This window comes from Microbacterium koreense, assembly GCF_042677105.1.
GTDB classification, from domain to species: Bacteria; Actinomycetota; Actinomycetes; order Actinomycetales; family Microbacteriaceae; genus Microbacterium; species Microbacterium koreense.
Genome location: NZ_JBHTIM010000001.1, coordinates 1250612 through 1264766 on the forward strand (window position 1 = coordinate 1250612; position 14155 = coordinate 1264766).

Below are 14155 nucleotides of genomic sequence, written 5' to 3' on the forward strand. Positions count from 1 at the left end.
GTGAGTGAGACCGCCGCATGGGGAGAGGTTCCATGGGTAGTCCTACCCGTGGGCGAATCCCCCCGGGATGGCTAATCTCGATGACTGAGGGGCCGCACGGCTCGAACTACATGATCGCGGGAGGCGGTTCTCATGGCCGGACATGATTTCGGAGCAACGTACAGCGAGATGGAGGGCGCGGCGGCGCGCCTGCGCGATGGGCGCAGCACCGTCACCGACACCTTGAAGGAACTGCAGGGCGTCATCGACGACCTCGTGCAGGACGGCTTCAAGACCGAGAACGCGTCTGAGGCGTACTCGACGGCATACTCCGAGCTGACCTCGTCACTCGACGACGCCGCGGAGGCCGTGAACGACATGGCGGACGCACTCGACCGCATGGCCGACTCGATCCGCGACAAGGACGCCGAGCTCGCCGGCGGCTGAGTAACGACTCTCGGAGGCCGTGCAGCTGGATCGATACCCGGCGGCACGGCCTTCGTCTTTCGGCGGTGCGCGCGATCGTGCCGCTTAGAATCAACGCGATGGACGGAGCATGGAGCGCATGAGCGGCGGACAACCCTATTGGTACAACCTGTCGACGCAGATGGTCGAACGAGCCGACCAGAGACCGTCCGAGGATGCCATGGGGCCCTTCGCCACCGCGGCGGAAGCCGAGGATTCCCCCGCGGTGTTCCTCGAACACGCGCGCGCATGGCTCGAGAGCGAAGAGAGCGAACGTTTCCGTGCCATGGCCGAAGACGCCGACGGCACCGACCTCGGCTGATGCGCCGCAGGTGATACGACGTCGGCGTCTCGCCGTTCCCCTCACCCTCGCCGCAGCGCTCGCGCTCGCCGCGTGTGCACCCGCGCTGCCGGACACCGTGGTGGCGGGCACGGTGATCACCGTTGGATGGAACGGCGAGCTCACTTCGGCCAACGCGGACGCGCAGCCCACCGCGGCGAACCTCGAGATCGCGGCGGCGACGCGGGCGGGGTTCGGGAGTCGGGTCGACGGCGAGTTCGTCGCCGATGAGGGCTTCGGCGTCGTGACGATCGTCGGCGACGATCCGTTCACCGTGAGGTACGACCTCGCGGAACCCTCGTGGTCCGACGGCATCCCGCTGGATGCGGCAGACCTGGTGCTCGGGTGGGCCGCGGCATCCGGTCTCTTGACTCCGTCAGACGAAGCCCCGGAAGACGAGATCGCGCTCGAGGTGCCTGTCGTCGATGAATTCGCGCGAGCGATCGAGGTGACCTATCCGGACCCGGTGTGGGACTGGCAGGAGCGCATCGATGTGGCGGTTCCCGCCCACGTCGTCGGGCAGCACGCCCTCGGGTTCGACGACGCGATGGAAGCGAAACAGGCCGTGATCACGGCCGTCCTCGACGTCGACGTCGACGCGCTCGCCGCCATCTCCGAAGCCTGGAACGAAGACTTCACACTGCCCGAGAGTGGCGAGGTGGCGTCCGAGATCTTGCTGTCGAGCGGGCCGTTCCGGGTAGAGACCGTGCGTTCCGGCGAGGAGGGGCAGAGTGTCACGCTCGTCCCGAACGCCGCCTACCGCGGCGTGCCGACACCTCAGGTCGCTTCGATCGAACTCGTGTCGGCCGGCGACGATCCGCTCGCCGACATCGGCGGCAGCCTCGACATCGCGTTCGTCGCACCGGTCGCGTCGAACAAAGACACCGTCGATGCCCTCGAACGCCGAGACGCTGCCGCACAGACGCCACACGACGGCACGGTGTGGGCCGTGCATGTCCGCCCGACCGGGCTGTTTGCGCAGCATTCGGCACGCGCCGCCTTCTTGCGCGCGATCCCGGCCCGATCGCTGATCGAACGAGGAGCGGGCGAGTGGGCGTCGGCATACGCGGGGTCGACGGCGATGCTGTCCGCACCGGGAACCCGCTCGTACGACATCGCGGGCGAGGATGCGGGTTTCGCCGCAAAGCTCACCGGCGCCGAGGACAGCACGCTCGAACGGGCTGCCGCGGGTGTCGCCAGGGGGGCACCGGTCTGTGTGCTGTACGACCGCACCAGCGAGTTCGCGGTCGGAGCCTTCGCCGCGCTGCGTGATGCCGCGCGGGAAGCAGGCTGGGGCATCGTCGACTGCGGCACGGACGATATGGAGGACGCTACGAAGCGAGGGGACTGGAACGCCGTCATCGCCGAGACGATGATCCCGCAGTCGCCGGCTGACGTCGCCGCGCAATGGGGTGCCGAGGGCGATGCCGCGTTCGTGGCCGCTGCCGATCCGTTGCGCGACGATCTGATCGCGCAGCTCTCGCGGACGACCGACGTCTATGCCGCGCGGGAGATCCGCGCACAGATCGAGGCGACGATCGTGCAGGACGCGCTCGTACTCCCGATCGCGGTCAATCCACGCGTCGTCATCATCGACTCGGACGTGGCCGGCGTCACTGTCCGCGCCGGCACATCCGCGCCCTTGCTCTCGGGCGCGACGGGGTGGGCGGTGAGCCCGTGAGCGCTGGGGGCGCAACGATCGGTGGTCGAAGTGCGCCGGATAGTCTGAACGCACGGTCGAGGAAAGGCGAGTATCGATGTCGGTAGCGATCGATGACATGGTGGCCCGCGTCTACGGTGGGAGCGAACTCGGGGTATTGTCGCTGACTGCCCCCGGCGAGGCCCACCCGCGCGTCGAGTACGTGGGTGGTGACCTGTTCGTCGGTCTCGACGTCGACGGTGCGGCACTCACCCGCGGGCAGGCCGAGTCTCTTCCGCGTGCCTTCGGCGACGTCCTCGCGCGGTCGCTGCCGCCCGTCGGGGTCTTCCCCGACCCCCTCGACGGTGTCGTGCGTATCGACGACGAGGCGCGCGCAGCCGGCGTGCTCATCGAACCCGCACGAGTCGCCGAATTGTGCGGCGGAGATCCGGTCGTCTTCGCGTTGGCGCGAGACGCTCTCATGATCGTCGGGGCAGACGATGAAGGGGCCATAGGTCGCGTCCTCGACGCCGCCGAAGCCCTGTTCGACGAGGCGCGACCACTCGTCAGCGCACATCCGCTCGCCCTTGTCGACGGTGAGTGGGCACCGTTCCCGTTGGCCGACCGCTTCCCTGCGCTGGCCACGCGTGTCGAGCGCGTCAGGCGCCTGTTCAGCGTCCGCGCCTACGAACGTCAGGCCCCTGCTCTCGAGCGGCCGGATGTCCACATCGCAGAGCCGAAGATCCATGTTCGTGATGACGGCATCACACTGACGTTCGCCGCATGGCCGAAGGGCGTCGCCACGCTGCTGCCGGTGGTGGACGACGTGATGATCGCCGACCCCAGCGGCTCGCTGAGCGTCGCCACGATGAGCGAGTTCTTGGCGGCTGCCGGTGACGCGGTCGTGCGCACGGGGCTTTCTCCGGTGCGGTACTTCGTCCCGGGTGAGGCGCCCCGCTGAGTCGACCGATGCTGGAGTCGGATCGTGGGTAGTGGTGCCCATCGCGAGCGGAGCGCCGAGGCGCTTAGTGTCGAAGCTGGAGGGGTGAGCCGTGGGAATGATGTTGCCGAACGAGCTTGTGTGGGTGATGGAGAAGCTCGGTTTCGAGTGGCCAGACATCGATGAGGATGAGTTGCGCCGTGGGGGCGCGATGATCCGCGTGTTCCGCGATGATCTCGAGACCAAGATCCAGGTGATGGACCGCAAGGTGAACGGAGACCTTGCCGATGCGATGCGAGGGCAGGCCGGCCCCGCCTACGTCGGAGCATGGAACACCAACCGTTCGCAGAACCTACAGCAGCTCCTCGACATCCTCGGCCCCGTCCCCACGGGCGTCGACATCGCGGCTGACGCCGTCCTCGCGCTGAAGCTGAAGGTGATCGTCGACGTGACAGCGACGATGATCACGCTCGTGGGCATGCTCACGAACCCGATCACCGCGGCCGGCGCGGGACCGATGCTCCTCATCAAGAAGCGACTGCTGAATGCGGCGGTCGACATTGCCGTCGAGCAAGTACTCAATCAGGTGCTTCCGCTAGCCATCGAGCCGCTCGTCGAACAGCTGCCGGTGGTGGTGATGGCCGCGCTCGAGTCTCCGATCGTCGAAGCGGTCGCCGGTGATCCTGACGAGTTCTATGCCGACCTGCAGGCCTTGGAACAGTCGCAGAGCGAGATGGACCAGCATGCCGCGGACGTCGAGACCCTGACGGATCGCCTCATGACAGATCTTGCGAGCTTGAACATCGGAGGCGATTGATATGGGCATGGGTCCAGTCGTTCGGTCGTTGAAGGACGCGCTCGACGGTACGCCGGTTCACCTCCGGCAGCTGGCGGAGATGTTCCGCAAGCACGGGAGGAAGCAGGACCGGAACACCAGCGCGGTGCAGAACCTCGATTCGCCCGACTTCACGCATCCTCTCCAGCAGGCGTGGAGGTCGGACACCGACGTGACTCCGAACGCTATCGTCGACGCGGGTAAGTCGAATCGTCCAGATCCCGATGCCTACCTGAACGCGGATTACGTCCAAGCGCACCTCGATCAGTTCAGTGACGGTGCGACCCGCATCTATCGGACGGACAGCATCCTCAATTACGGGCCCGGGAACAACCAGGTTCCGGGCAACGTGACGAACACCGCGTACGTCTTTCCGACCGATCAGCTGGACGCGCTCATGCACCAAGCGAACAGTCCGGCGGAACTTGCCGAGGCGCTCGGGTTGCCGCAGGGCTTCTTCGAGGGGCAGAACGTCCAGTTGCGTGACTTCTCGCCCGACGAGCTGACGGGGCTGCGCATGCCCTCTGGCAACGAAGGAGGCACGGACGTTGATCGGTGGATTCCGGGCGGGTACCTCCCCAGCGGGATTCCCGAGGCGGTGATCGACATCCCCGCCGATGCTACGGGATGGAAGAACGGCGACAACGTGCTCGACCAATCGCGGTGGACCGGGAGCTGGCGAGAGCTGAAACTGTGATCATTGACCGAGAGGATGGAGATGACCGCGTCACCGACATTCGGCGCTGACTCACCGATAAGAGGGGCCTTGCTTGCCCGCGACGGCCGTGCACTCCTGACGCGCAACCTGCTCCTCCCCCCGGGCATCCTCGATGCGAACGAGGATGGGTGGCTGACGCCGGACGTCCCGATCCTGGTGCGCGGACAGCTGAGAATCATCCCTGTTGCGTGGTTCGGCGCTGCCGAACGGGGGTACAACGCCTCCGCCGAACCGCGCGACATCGAGCGGTTCGCGAGCGACCTGCTCGATGCCGGAATGTACTCCGCGGGGCCGTGGCGAGCGATCGACCTTACGGCGCGGTCCGACGACAGTCTCGGCTCGTACGCGAGCGCGCTGCGCGCGGCGGGTGCGACCAAGGCCGATCGTTTCGTCTACGTGCAGGATGGGGTGGGGGTCGTCGTCGTGTGGGCGGGGGACGAGCAGGCCGGAACCCGCTCCCTCTCGCTCCATGTCGTGCCCGAGAGTTGGGTCTTCGAGCCCGCCGCGGGTGAGGCGGTCAGCAACATCGACGCGGTGTGGAATTGGAGCGAGGTCGTCGACCTCGCCGTTGCCGCGAGCGGGCCCGCGCCGGCGTAACTCCACGGATCGCGCGTCGTCTGTGCACTGCGCGGCGGTATCACGCGGGTCTGTGGTGCCCGGCAGCTGGATGCGTGGAGCTACGCAGACGTCGCCGTGGGGTGAAGAGGATGCCCCCGCCTGGCGGGATGTCACCGGGAGCGAGAGAGTGGCAGATGTGAGCCCAGGGAAAGCGAGCGGTCAGGCACGTCTGCCGGCAGCGTTCATGCCCGAGACTGTCGAGACGGGCGCCGTCGCATCTCTCGGCGGAGGGGGACTCGTCACGAGCGGTGAGGCGATCGTCGCTGCGGTCGAGAGCCGTCTCAGCGCGGCAGGCCGCCACGGCGAAACGTCACCGGAGTTGCTGGACGGCGCGGTTCCGGTCATCGACCGCAGCCCGGCCATGATCGTGCCGTTGGCATGGGTTCCCGAAGCCCCGCCAGCCCGGGTGGCTGACGACCAAGATCTGAGTCGCATCGCGGGAGAACTCTGGTCGGCGGTTCGCAGTGCGTGCGGCTACCGACATGGCGAAGGAATCGGCCTCGCTCTCGACGCCGAAACGGCGGGGCGAGCGGGGTACGCGTCAGAACTGGTGCGCACCGGCGTGCGACGCGCGGATTGGTGGAGCTTCGGCGCCGCCGCCGTGGTACTCGCTGTCTACGGAGAGCCTCTTCCGGCACCGCTATCTCGGGTCGCGCTGCACGTCGTGCCGATCGCGTGGGTATCTGAGCGCTCGCCGCGGGCGGCGAAGGCCCCGAAGGTGCCACGACTCGATTGGTCGTGGGCCGATGCCGTTGCGATCGCCGAGCACGTGTGTGAAGCGCCTACCGACGCGTCGACGGGGACCGGGCACCGTCCGTGACGCGGCGTGCGCCGGCATAACTCCACGGATCGTGCGTCACCTGACCTTCCGCGCAGCGATATCACGCGGGGGTGCGGCGCGCGGACGTCCACATCCGTGGAGTTAGACAAACTCCCTCGACGTGCGGAGGCAGAGCCCCTTGGCGTGCGTAGGCAGACGCCCCGACGTGCGTAGACAAAGCCCCCGGCGGGCGAAGCCGGGTGCTGCCGATGCGCGACGACCGAGCCCCCGCCTGGCAGGATGTTGCCGGGGGGAATACGAAAGTGACGGAATCCAGTTCAGCGAGGAAAGACACCGATTCCGGCGGGGTGGCGATCTCGCCGTTGCGCGTGGAGTTCGCGGGCGAGTGGCACGACCTGCCACCCGATCGGCCGTTCATCATCGGGCGAGAAGGCGATCTCGAGATCGACGAGAATCCCTATCTTCACCGGCATTTCCTCGAGCTCTCGCATCACGACGGGCTCTGGTGGCTCGCGAACGTCGGCGTACGTCTCGCGGCGACGGTGTCGAGTGCCGGGGGAGCGGTGCAGTCCTGGCTCTCGCCGGGGGCCCGCATGCCGCTCGTCTTCGAGCGGAGCGTCATCGTGTTCACGGCGGGCCCGGTGACCTATGAGCTCAGTCTCCACACGCACGAGGCGCCCTACGACGTGTCCCGTGAGGTGCAGGCGTCGATGAGTGGCGAGACGACGGTCATGCCGGTGAGTTTCACGCCGATGCAGAAGCAGCTCATGGTCGCGCTCGCCGAGCCGATGTTGCGCCGTGAGGGCGTGAGCATCAACGAGCTTCCTTCGTCGACCGCGGCGGCGGAGCGGCTCGGATGGTCGATGAGCAAGTTCAACCGCAAGCTCGACAACGTGTGCGACAAGCTCGATCGAATGGGTGTGCAGGGGCTGCGCGGGGGGCCGGGCAAGCTTGCGACCAATCGGCGGGCGCGGCTGGTGGAGTATGCGGTGACGTCGCAGATCATCACGCGCGCGGACCTGCCGATCCTCGACGACGAAACCCTGCAGGATGCGGCGGACGCGGACGGCGACTGAGTCTCCTTGCGTGGTCTGACCACAGCGGCTAGTGTGGTCGGACCATATCCGGAGGAGACCTGTGCCCGAAGCAGCGCGCGCATGGAGGACGGTCCTCGAGCGCATCGAGACCGATCTGCTCGAGGGCAGGCTCGCGCCCGGCGATCGCCTCCCGCCCGAGCGTGAGCTCGCCTCGACCCTCGGCGTCGGCAGATCGAGTGTGCGCGAGGCGTTGCGGGTGCTCGAAGTCATGGGTCTCATCCGCACCGGTACGGGGTCGGGTCCCTCTGCGGGCGCGATCATCACCGCCACGCCGCGGGGCGGAATGTCGGCCCTGCTGCGATTGCAGGTCGCCGCGCACGGCTTTCCGCTCGCTGACGTCGTGGCGACGCGCCTGGTGCTCGAGGCCGCGACGGTCGACGCCCTCGCCGCTGCGGGGGAGGGCGTCACGGCGGACACCCGCGCGATCCTCGATGCGATGGATGCCGCAGACCTCACGCCCGCAGAGTTCCTCGCCCTCGACGCGCAACTGCACCTCGCGCTCGCCGAGGCGTCGGGTAACCAGGTCATCGTCGCGACGATGGCGGGCTTGCGCACGGCGATCGAATCGTACGTGCAAGCGGGAGCGGCGGCGATCCCCGATTGGGATGCCACATCCGCCCGGTTGCGCGCCGAGCACCGCGCGATCGTCGCGGCCGTCGACGCGGGCGACGCCGAACTCGCACGCACGCTCGTGCGCGACCACATCTCCGGCTACTACGACGAAGCGGCGCTGCAACGCGCCGCGGAGTGATCCACCGATAGGAAGACAGCACATGGTCCAGCGACAGTTGCCCCAGATCTCCGAGTTGCTCGAGCTCATGCAGTTCAAAAAGCCCGAGCTCAACGCAACGAAGCGGCGCCTGGACGGCGCGCTCACGATCGCCGATCTGCGGACGATCGCAAAGCGACGTACGCCGAAAGCCGCGTTCGATTACACCGACGGCGCAGCCGAGGGGGAGCTGTCGCTCGCCCGCGCCCGGCAGGCATTCGAGGATGTCGAGTTCCACCCCGACATCCTCCGTCCGGCCGCCGACGTCGACACCAGCACCGAGATCCTCGGTGGCCCGTCGGCCTTGCCGTTCGGCATCGCGCCCACCGGTTTCACGCGGCTCATGCAGACCGAGGGTGAGACCGCGGGTGCGGGGGCGGCCGGGGCCGCCGGCATCCCGTTCACGCTCTCGACGCTGGGCACCACGTCGATCGAGGACGTCAAGGCCGCCAACCCGAACGGCCGCAACTGGTTCCAGCTGTACGTCATGCGCGACCGCGAGATCTCGTACGGTCTGGTCCGGCGTGCCGCTGAGGCCGGATTCGACACCCTGCAGTTCACGGTGGACACCCCGGTCGCGGGGGCGCGGCTGCGCGACAAGCGGAACGGGTTCTCGATCCCCCCGCAGCTCACGATCGGCACGATCATCAACGCGATCCCGCGTCCGTGGTGGTGGATCGATTTCCTCACGACCCCCAAGCTCGAGTTCGCGTCGCTGTCGACGACGGGCGGCACCGTCGGCGAGCTGCTGGACGCGGCGATGGATCCGACCATCAGCTACGACGACCTGGATGTCATCCGTGACATGTGGCCGGGCAAGATCGTCGTCAAGGGGGTGCAGAACGTCGAGGACTCGAAGCGGTTGATCGATCGCGGCGTCGACGGGATCATCCTTTCCAACCACGGCGGGCGGCAGCTCGATCGTGCGCCGATCCCGTTCCGACTCTTGCCCGAGGTCGTGCGCGAGGTGGGCAAGGACGCCACCGTGATGGTCGACACCGGGATCATGAACGGCGCCGACATCGTCGCGTCGGTCGCGCTCGGCGCGAAGTTCGCCCTCATCGGGCGCGCCTACCTCTACGGCTTGATGGCCGGCGGTCGCGCGGGCGTGGATCGGACGATCGAGATCTTGTCGACCGAGATCGTGCGGACGATGAAGCTGCTCGGGGTGTCGTCGCTGGCAGAGCTCGAACCGCGTCACATCACACAGCTGACACGTTTGACGCCGGTCGGCGGTTCTCCGCGACGGGCGACTCCGCGTCCGCGCGCGACAGCGGCGGCGAAGAAGGGCTGAACCGGCTCAGCGACGCGGGGGAAGGGTCGGGATGAGTTCGTCGAGGAACTCGGCGGTGTCTTCCCACCCTTCGACCGCGTGACAGCGGACTCCGAGTGCGAGCACGGGGTAGTCGTTGCCGTCGGGGTCGAGACGGTCGCCGACGAACAGCATGTCGTCGAGGGCGATGCTGGTCTGCGCGGACAGCTCACGCATTCCGTAGGCCTTGTCGATACCCCGGTGGGTGATGTCGACGGACGTCGACCCACCCGCGCGAACCTCGAGGTCGGGGAGGCGCTCGGCGACCGCGGCACGGAGGGTGTTCTTCTTCTCGCCGGTCGGGTCCCACGCCATCTTCGCGTCGAGCGGAGCACGCTGACCGAGGGCCGAGAACGTGATCTGCGAGCCGCGGTCTTCGATGATGTCGCCCCAGGTCTCTTCGGCCCACAGGCCCCGAGCACGGGCTTCTTCTTCGAGTGCGCTGATGGCGCGCTGCTTCTCGTCGTCAGTCAGCGAGAGCGCGTACACCGTCTCGATGCCGGATTCTGCGAGTCGGTAATACTGCGTGCCGCATGTCGGCAGCAGATGGAACGACTCTCGGACGGATACCGCGGCCGCCGGCAGACGGTCGACGACCTGGCTGGTGAACTGCGCGAGTTGACCGCCTGAGATGATCGCGACCTCGACGCGTTCGGCGAGGGCGACCAGCAGGTCGCCGATCCGCGGGGCGATCGCGGCCTTCGAATCGGCGAGCGTGTCGTCGAGGTCGAACGCGACGAGAAGGGGAGTGGGCATCGAGACGGGTCCTCTCTCCGCGAAAGGCCCCGTCGATCGACGGAGCCTCTCAGTGGTCGGGGTGACAGGATTTGAACCTGCGGCCTCTTCGTCCCGAACGAAGCGCGCTACCAAGCTGCGCCACACCCCGTCGCCGCTCACGCGGCAACCCTCCGAGTCTACCGGATGAGCACGGATGCTTCGAACCGGGGTGCTAGGCGCGGGGAAGGAGCGTGATCAGCGACGCCTCTGGGCGGCAGGCGAACCGGACCGGTGCGTAGATCGAGTGTCCGAGTCCGGCGCTGACGTTCAGCGGTACGGCCCGTCCGCCGTGAGCCCAGGTGCTCAGTCCCCGAGCCTGCCGCAACGGGATGTCGCAGTTCGCGACGAGGGCACCGACACCCGGCATCCGGACCTGTCCACCGTGTGTGTGCCCGCCGAACAGCATGTCGGCCCCGAGATCGACGAACCGGTCGAGGACGCGTCGGTACGGAGCGTGGGTGACGCCGATGGTCAGATCGGGGGCGTCGTCGGCACGAAGGTCCGCCAGCGGAGCGTCCAGCAATGCCAGGTCGTCCCAGTCGCGATGGGCGTCGGCGACACCGAGACCGGCGATACGGAGCCCTTGGACGTCGAACGCGCCGACCGCGTTGTTGAGATCGGTCCATCCGAGGTCACCGACGAGGTACTCCTCGAGCGCAGGGGTGTCGAGGGCGACCGGTTCGCGCTTCTGCGCCGAGGGACCCGAGAAGTACTTGAAGGGGTTCCGAGGTGAGGGCGCCTCGTGGTCGTTCGAGCCGTGGACGAAGAATCCGGGGATGCCACGCAACGGGTCGTACGCCCGTCGGATGCCGTCGAGGGCATCGACATGGCCGAGGTTGTCACCGGTGTCGATCACCAGATGCGGCGCGAACTCGGCGAGGCTCGCGATCCACTCCTGCTTGCGGCGCTGCCAGGGCGCCATGTGGGCATCGGAGATGTGCAACACGCGGAGCGGCGCCGCACCCTCGGGGAGGACGCGGACCTCGTGGCGGCGAAGGGTGTAGAGGTGACGCTCGATCCCGATTCCCCAGACCGCCGCGGCCGTGCCCGCGGCCCCGACGACCGCGAGGGTCATCAGGGCCGCGGAGCGTGGACCGCTCAGTCGCACGAGGGTGCGCGGAAGTTGAGCCTGATCGGGGTGTTCCGGTTGGTCACCGAACCGGCATCGGGATCAGTGCCGGTCACCACGGTCTGGCCGTCGTCGAGCTCTTCGTCCACAGAGCACGAACCCGATCGGACGTTCCCGAATCCGGCACCGTTGAGCGCGTTGCGCGCATCCTCGACGGATTGCCCGGAGACGTCGGGGAGCCCGACGCCCTGGCCGTTGCTCGGCGAGATCGTGACCATCGTGCCACCCGGGGCCTGACCGCCGCCGGGGCTCTGCTCGACGACCGTTCCTTCGGCCTCGGTCGCGTCGACGGGCGAGCCGACGGTGACCTGGAATCCGGCGTCCTGCAGGATCTTCGTCGCTTCGTCGATCGACTTGCCGATCACGTTCGGCAGGTCGGCGAGCACCTGGCGGGTGAGGTCGCCGTAGTCACGCGAGAACGCGTCGCCGCCGTAGAGGTCGTTCGCCAGCCACTGGTTGTTACGGGCGAGCGCGTAGCGCATGTTCGAGATCTGGTAACCGTTGGCCCAGGCGCGGAAGATGTCGCCCTGGTTCTTGCTGTTGCCCACCCAGGCGGCGGTCGCGACGTTCGTCGACGACTCGACCATCCACGACTGATACGACTCGTGCGTACCCGTCTTGCCGAGCACCGGGGCGTTGCCGGGGTTGGCGCCGACACCGGTTCCGCCGTTCATGACGCCCTGCAGCGCATAAGCGGCTGCCGCGGCGACCGTCGGGTCGAGCACCTGTGAGCACGAGGTCTCGGGGATCGCGCGTTCCAGCCCGTCGGCGTCGACCACGCGGTCGATGACCTTCGGCTCGCAGTACACGCCGTTGTTGGCGACGGTGCCGTAGGCGCCGGCCATCGCGACGGGCGAGATGTTGTCGTCACCGATGACGTTGTTGGCGTACTTCATCTCGATCGCCGACCCGTCGCCGCGAGTCACGCCCATCTTGGTCGCGATCTTCGCGATGTCGCACATGTCCAGCTGCTCGGCCATGGCGAGGTATCCGGAGTTGAGCGATGACGCGGTGAAGCGCATGGGCGTTCCGACGAAGCCGCCGACGCCGCCGAAGTTGCCGATCTTGGTGTTGGACGTGTTGTACCAGTCTCCGGAGCACGAGTTCGTCATCCGCGGGAAGACGCGGTTCACGCCGTTGAGCGACTCGTTGACCGAGTGGCCGGCCTCGAGCCATCCGAGAAGCGTGAACAGCTTGAAGGTCGAGCCGACATTGAAGCCGATCGAGTCACCCGTGACCTTGTCGCCGGCATAGACGAGAGACGAGTAGTTCGGGTTCGTCGACAACGACGCCTCTTCGGTGAAGGTGGTGTTCTGGGCGATCGAGAGGATGCGTCCGGTCTTGTTGTCGATGCTGACGGTCGTCGAGCCGAGCTTGCCCGCGCCGTCCTCACCGTTCCACCCCTCGAGCGAGGTCGGGACGATCTCCTTCATCGTCGCCTCGGCGTTGGCCTGCAGACGCGGGTCCATCGTGATGTAGACGCGCAGGCCGCCGCGCTGAAGGGTCTTCATGCGGTCTTCGCGTGTTTCGCCGAAGGCTTCGTCGCTGAGGATCGTGTTCTTGACGTACTGGCAGAAGTACGCGGCGCCACCGGCGGGCGCGCATCCGGTCGACGGTTCGTTGATGTCAGGGGTGATGGGCTCGATCACCGCGGCGACGTACTCGTCCTGGGTGATCTTGCCGTCGCCCAGCAGTCGGCTGAGCACGTAGAGCTGACGACCCTTGGTCGCGCTGTACGGGTCGGCGGCCGCGAGGTACTGCTCCTCGTCGATCGTGCCGTCGTTCAGCAGCGCCTTGAGCGGGCCGAACTGCGCCTCGTCGATGTCGTCGATGCTGCCGTCGGCGGCCTTGTTGTAACCGTTGCCGTCGGCGTCGAAGATCGAGCCGTTCGGCCGGTCGATGCGGTAGGTGTTGGGGTTCTGCACCATACCCGCAAGAGTTGCCGCCTGCGACAACGAGAGGTCACTGGCCGGCACGCCGAAGTAGTAGCGCGCGGCGGCGTCGATCCCGTAGGTTGTTCCGCCGAAGTTCGCGATATTGAGGTAGCCGAGCAGGATGTCGTTCTTGGAGTACTTCTGCTCGAGCGAGATCGCGTAGCGCATCTCCTGCAGCTTGCGCTGGATGCCTTCGGTGCCGGAGGCGGTGGTCGCCTCGGTCCAGCAGTTCGCGAGGACTTCGTCGCGGGTGAGTCCTGCCTCTTCGTCTGCTTCGGCGTTGGCCTCGCACTGCTGCACGAGCACGTTCTTGACGTACTGCTGGCTGATCGACGAGCCACCCTGGGTCTCGCCGCCCCCGCGCAGGTTGCTGAGCACGGCGCGGGTGGTGCCGATGAGGTCGATCCCCCCGTGTTGGTAGTAACGGGGGTCTTCGGACGAGAGGATCGAGTCGTAGAGCACCGGGGCGATCTCGTCGAACTCGACCGGCGACCGGTTCTGGTCGTAGAACTGCGCGAGCTCGACCTCTTTGCCCGAGTCGGGGTCGGTGTAGACGAGCGTCGAGGGCAGCATGAGGCGCTCGATCTCGAGCGCGCTCGGAAGATTGTCGAACATGTCGATGGCGCTGGATGCGGCAGCGCCGGAAACGGCGATCGCCGGGGTGACCGTGGCTGCGACGAGTACACCGGCGACGGCGCTGAGGCCGACGAGCCCGGCGAGGCCGCCGAGCACGCCACTGGCCGTACGTTTCGTGTCAGGCATAGGCTTGATCGTAAGGGAGATACCTGAGCGATCCCCCGAAGAGCCGACGCCCATCCTGCC

At 67.3% G+C, this 14155-nt stretch carries 14 protein-coding genes and 1 tRNA gene; 11 read left to right on the forward strand and 4 right to left on the reverse strand.

Going from position 1 to position 14155, the window contains the following annotated elements; translation table 11 throughout:
- The first annotated feature begins 132 nt into the window (after positions 1-132).
- The 11 genes from ACFQZV_RS05735 to ACFQZV_RS05785 all read left to right on the forward strand — a co-directional run bounded on the left by ACFQZV_RS05735 (position 133) and on the right by ACFQZV_RS05785 (position 9475).
- Positions 133-426, forward strand: a complete 294-nt coding sequence (locus tag ACFQZV_RS05735; RefSeq protein ID WP_378750926.1) for a WXG100 family type VII secretion target — start codon at positions 133-135, stop codon at positions 424-426.
- Between the two features lie 118 nt (positions 427-544).
- Positions 545-766, forward strand: a complete 222-nt coding sequence (locus ACFQZV_RS05740; protein ID WP_378750924.1) for a hypothetical protein — start codon at positions 545-547, stop codon at positions 764-766.
- Positions 767-776: 10 nt separating this feature from the next.
- The gene (locus tag ACFQZV_RS05745) at positions 777-2465 is read left to right on the forward strand and encodes a hypothetical protein (RefSeq protein ID WP_378750922.1); all 1689 of its coding nucleotides are present in this window, start codon (positions 777-779) and stop codon (positions 2463-2465) included.
- A gap of 76 nt (positions 2466-2541) precedes the next feature.
- Positions 2542-3384, forward strand: coding sequence for a hypothetical protein (locus ACFQZV_RS05750; RefSeq protein WP_378750920.1), 843 nt, complete (start codon positions 2542-2544; stop codon positions 3382-3384).
- Between the two features lie 97 nt (positions 3385-3481).
- Complete coding sequence (locus ACFQZV_RS05755) at positions 3482-4180, forward strand: WXG100-like domain-containing protein (protein ID WP_378751246.1); 699 nt, start codon at positions 3482-3484, stop codon at positions 4178-4180.
- A gap of 1 nt (position 4181) precedes the next feature.
- Entirely contained in the window at positions 4182-4895 is a 714-nt protein-coding gene (locus ACFQZV_RS05760) for a hypothetical protein (protein WP_378750918.1), read from the forward strand.
- 21 nt (positions 4896-4916) lie between these two features.
- A complete protein-coding gene (locus tag ACFQZV_RS05765) occupies positions 4917-5513 on the forward strand; it encodes a hypothetical protein (protein ID WP_378750916.1) in 597 nt (198 codons plus the stop codon).
- 157 nt (positions 5514-5670) lie between these two features.
- The gene (locus ACFQZV_RS05770) at positions 5671-6354 is read left to right on the forward strand and encodes a hypothetical protein (protein ID WP_378783276.1); all 684 of its coding nucleotides are present in this window, start codon (positions 5671-5673) and stop codon (positions 6352-6354) included.
- A 314-nt stretch (positions 6355-6668) separates the two neighbouring features.
- Positions 6669-7391, forward strand: coding sequence for a hypothetical protein (locus ACFQZV_RS05775; RefSeq protein WP_378751244.1), 723 nt, complete (start codon positions 6669-6671; stop codon positions 7389-7391).
- Between the two features lie 61 nt (positions 7392-7452).
- The gene (locus ACFQZV_RS05780) at positions 7453-8163 is read left to right on the forward strand and encodes a FadR/GntR family transcriptional regulator (protein WP_378750912.1); all 711 of its coding nucleotides are present in this window, start codon (positions 7453-7455) and stop codon (positions 8161-8163) included.
- A 22-nt stretch (positions 8164-8185) separates the two neighbouring features.
- Complete coding sequence (locus tag ACFQZV_RS05785; protein ID WP_378750910.1) at positions 8186-9475, forward strand: alpha-hydroxy acid oxidase; 1290 nt, start codon at positions 8186-8188, stop codon at positions 9473-9475.
- A 6-nt stretch (positions 9476-9481) separates the two neighbouring features.
- Here ACFQZV_RS05785 and ACFQZV_RS05790 read toward each other — a convergent pair whose 3' ends face one another.
- From ACFQZV_RS05790 to ACFQZV_RS05805, 4 genes are all read right to left on the reverse strand, one after another.
- Complete coding sequence (locus ACFQZV_RS05790; RefSeq protein WP_378750908.1) at positions 9482-10249, reverse strand: HAD-IIB family hydrolase; 768 nt, start codon at positions 10247-10249, stop codon at positions 9482-9484.
- 53 nt (positions 10250-10302) lie between these two features.
- Positions 10303-10379, reverse strand: a tRNA-Pro gene (locus ACFQZV_RS05795).
- A gap of 63 nt (positions 10380-10442) precedes the next feature.
- Positions 10443-11345 (reverse strand): metallophosphoesterase, encoded by a 903-nt coding sequence (locus tag ACFQZV_RS05800; RefSeq protein WP_378750906.1) that lies wholly within the window; start codon positions 11343-11345, stop codon positions 10443-10445.
- A 23-nt stretch (positions 11346-11368) separates the two neighbouring features.
- Positions 11369-14095: a transglycosylase domain-containing protein gene (locus ACFQZV_RS05805; protein WP_378750904.1), complete on the reverse strand. Its 2727-nt coding sequence runs from the start codon at positions 14093-14095 to the stop codon at positions 11369-11371.
- Positions 14096-14155: the final 60 nt, after the last annotated feature.

What these genes read in the sequence shown, in the direction of transcription:
- ACFQZV_RS05760 (WP_378750918.1), top strand. Translation starts at nt 4,182, where the DNA reads ATGGGCATGGGTCCAGTCGTTCGGTCGTTGAAGGACGCGCTCGACGGT.
- ACFQZV_RS05790 (WP_378750908.1), bottom strand. Translation starts at nt 10,249, where the DNA reads ATGCCCACTCCCCTTCTCGTCGCGTTCGACCTCGACGACACGCTCGCC.
- ACFQZV_RS05800 (WP_378750906.1), bottom strand. Translation starts at nt 11,345, where the DNA reads ATGACCCTCGCGGTCGTCGGGGCCGCGGGCACGGCCGCGGCGGTCTGG.
- ACFQZV_RS05785 (WP_378750910.1), top strand. Translation starts at nt 8,186, where the DNA reads ATGGTCCAGCGACAGTTGCCCCAGATCTCCGAGTTGCTCGAGCTCATG.
- ACFQZV_RS05735 (WP_378750926.1), top strand. Translation starts at nt 133, where the DNA reads ATGGCCGGACATGATTTCGGAGCAACGTACAGCGAGATGGAGGGCGCG.
- ACFQZV_RS05805 (WP_378750904.1), bottom strand. Translation starts at nt 14,095, where the DNA reads ATGCCTGACACGAAACGTACGGCCAGTGGCGTGCTCGGCGGCCTCGCC.
- ACFQZV_RS05740 (WP_378750924.1), top strand. Translation starts at nt 545, where the DNA reads ATGAGCGGCGGACAACCCTATTGGTACAACCTGTCGACGCAGATGGTC.
- ACFQZV_RS05765 (WP_378750916.1), top strand. Translation starts at nt 4,917, where the DNA reads ATGACCGCGTCACCGACATTCGGCGCTGACTCACCGATAAGAGGGGCC.
- ACFQZV_RS05755 (WP_378751246.1), top strand. Translation starts at nt 3,482, where the DNA reads ATGATGTTGCCGAACGAGCTTGTGTGGGTGATGGAGAAGCTCGGTTTC.
- ACFQZV_RS05750 (WP_378750920.1), top strand. Translation starts at nt 2,542, where the DNA reads ATGTCGGTAGCGATCGATGACATGGTGGCCCGCGTCTACGGTGGGAGC.